Here is a 2,690-nt window from a genome sequence, read left to right on the forward strand (position 1 = left end):
AAATTTAGGCGTGAGCTTTTCAAACAAGTCTCTTAAGCGGATAAATAAAGCACAAGATGCTATGCCATGACATGTTTAAGTGTCATGTGACCGAGGCTAAGATAGTGGCGCGTTGGCTGATTGTTAAATCAAATATGCGTATAATGCGGCCGTTTTTATTTACTTAGGAGATCTGGTTTGATGTTTGACGAGCTGCATGGCTTCACGTGGATCGATATTAGCGTACTGACTATCTATATGCTGATAGTCCTAGTCACTGGTATCTACTTCTCTAAAAGTAAGATGCAGGGAAAGGAATTCTTTAAGGGGGATGGCTCGGTACCTTGGTTTGTAACCGCGGTATCCATGTTCGCGACGATTATCTCGCCTTTATCTTTTCTCTCATTAGCAGGTAAGTCATATGAGGGAACATGGCTCTTGTGGTTTGCTCAAATGGGTACCCTGATCGCCATTCCTCTGACCATCAAATTCTTGCTACCCGTCTATGCAAAGTTAGAGATCGACACAGCCTATCACTATCTTGAGATCCGCTTTAAATCACCTGCTCTTAGAGTTCTTGGAGCGCTCATGTTTGTCATCTTCCAGTTAGGACGAATGGCGATCGTGATGTATTTACCATGTGTCGCTATAGGAAGTCTCTCTGGTATCAATGTAGATGTACTGATCATCGCAATGGGTGCAGTCTCTATCATCTACTCATATACTGGCGGTCTAAAAGCCGTATTATGGACTGACTTTATCCAGGGAATTATTTTACTTGGTGGTATCGCTCTAACATTAGTTTGGATTGTCTATAAGCTCGATGGCGGTGTAGCAGACATGAGTCATGCATTGGTATCGGAGGGTAGGTTCTTATCCGATAAAGACAAACTTATCGATTGGTCTAATCTTTTAGGTACTTCAATCTTGGTTACCTTCATTGGTGCTGGCTTAACCACATTCTGTACATATATTTCATCACAGGACATTGTGCAGCGCTTTACGACCACTAATAGCGTAAATAAGCTGACCAAGATGACTATTACCAACGGATTATTATCAATCCTCTGCGCATCTTTGTTCTATATGATTGGTACCGCGCTATATTTGTACTATCAGCAGAATCCAGAGGCAATTACTGATGTTTTCCGTAGTTCTCAAGATAAGGTAGTAATTTACTTTATTACCTATGAACTTCCAGTGGGCATCACAGGCATTATCTTAGCCGCTCTTTATGCTGCATCACAGTCAACCATATCTACAGGTATTAACTCAATTGCTACCTCATGGGTGATGGATGTTCAGACTAAGATCACTCCTAACATGAGCTACGAACGTCAGACTAAGATCGCCAAATACATTTCGCTGGCTATTGGTGTTTTCGCGGTAGTAGTAGCTATGTACTTAGCTAGAATTGATATTAAGTCTGCCTATGAGCTCTTCAAGGCTTTCTTAGGTCAGGCTTTAGGCGCCTTAGCAGGTGTTTTCATTCTTGGTGCCATAACTCGTAAGACCACAGCATTAGGAGCCTTTAGTGCTTTCTTTGTGGCTACTGCAGTGATTTTGTATCTCAACTTTAATGTCCGTTCTATTTCATTCTGGACGTACTCCTTTATTGCTATTGTCTTAACTATTACTGTGGGTGTTCTAGTTTCTAAGGTTCAATCTATGGTTAGCGGTAAGACATTCACCGCTCCACATGGATCAACCATCTACACTGCACGTAAGAGCGAGGCTAATAGCTAAGGCTTTAACTTACATTCTGACTACGATGTTTCAATTGGGTAGGGCATAATTTGCTCCTAGGATCAGTCTTTGAATCCTAGGAGCGGCATAGCATATATTCTTCTAGCACATCACTACTCCTGCCTCACAGCCACTATTAATCCCGCGTCCTTGCCTAATTCTTCTATTCTGCACCTAACTATCATTCTGCATTTGTGCAGCAGCGTTCTATCTTCTTTAGTTAACTTTACTGTTGATTGCTCTTGTCCAAAGCCTAGTCATAGACAATATAAGATATCAAGACTCTCTGACGAGCCTCTTCATATCTGTCATTAGAAAGATCACGCTTAATCCTAGTACTCAGTAAAACAGACTAAGCGTGCAAACCCACAGACCATGTGTATAGATGCGTAAAGAAGATTCAATGTTCCAGCGTAGAAGTAGACTAGATAGATGGCTCTACATAAAGTGCAGATATGGGATCGTAAGCTTAGGGCTAATGATGCTTTGCTCTGAGGTAGATGGCCTTAACAGGATTATGATGGTAGTAATAGCATTCTTTATGGGCTGTAGTAAGACTATTTAACGCTAGGTTGATGCAAGATCAGCTGTCTAAATGGTTTTATGAACATTAAGATCAGGGGAAAGCAAAGTTTTTTTGAGTGGTTTTCAAGCTAGTGATGGTTCCAAAATCCGAAAAAGTAGCGCTTTTTGAGCTTGAAGATCAGAGATCATATGCTATAATTATGGCTCTGTTGCCATTGATTGTGCGGTAGTTTCCTAAAAAGATCATAAAATTTTTTGGTCTTAAAACAGCATATATATGCGGTTTTGCTATAAAGATCATTAAGATCTTGTAAAAAAGATTAAAAAAGTTGTTGACGTGAGGGCTCAAATCATTAAAATACGTCCTCGCTGTAACGCACTAAGCAAACAGCAAAACAAAGCCAAGCGCTTTGTAGTTCTTTGAAAATTGATAAGTACAG

Annotated in this window: 1 protein-coding gene; it reads left to right on the top strand. The window is 40.5% G+C overall.

The genetic code is table 11. From position 1 onward, the window contains the following. Nucleotides 1-180: 180 nt before the first annotated feature. Nucleotides 181-1,725: a sodium:solute symporter family protein gene (locus H524_RS0111790; RefSeq protein WP_169726156.1), complete on the top strand. Its 1,545-nt coding sequence runs from the start codon at nt 181-183 to the stop codon at nt 1,723-1,725. Nucleotides 1,726-2,690: the final 965 nt, after the last annotated feature.

Origin of the sequence: Anaerobiospirillum succiniciproducens DSM 6400 (genome assembly GCF_000482845.1) — a bacterium.
Classification (GTDB): domain Bacteria; phylum Pseudomonadota; class Gammaproteobacteria; order Enterobacterales; family Succinivibrionaceae; genus Anaerobiospirillum; species Anaerobiospirillum succiniciproducens.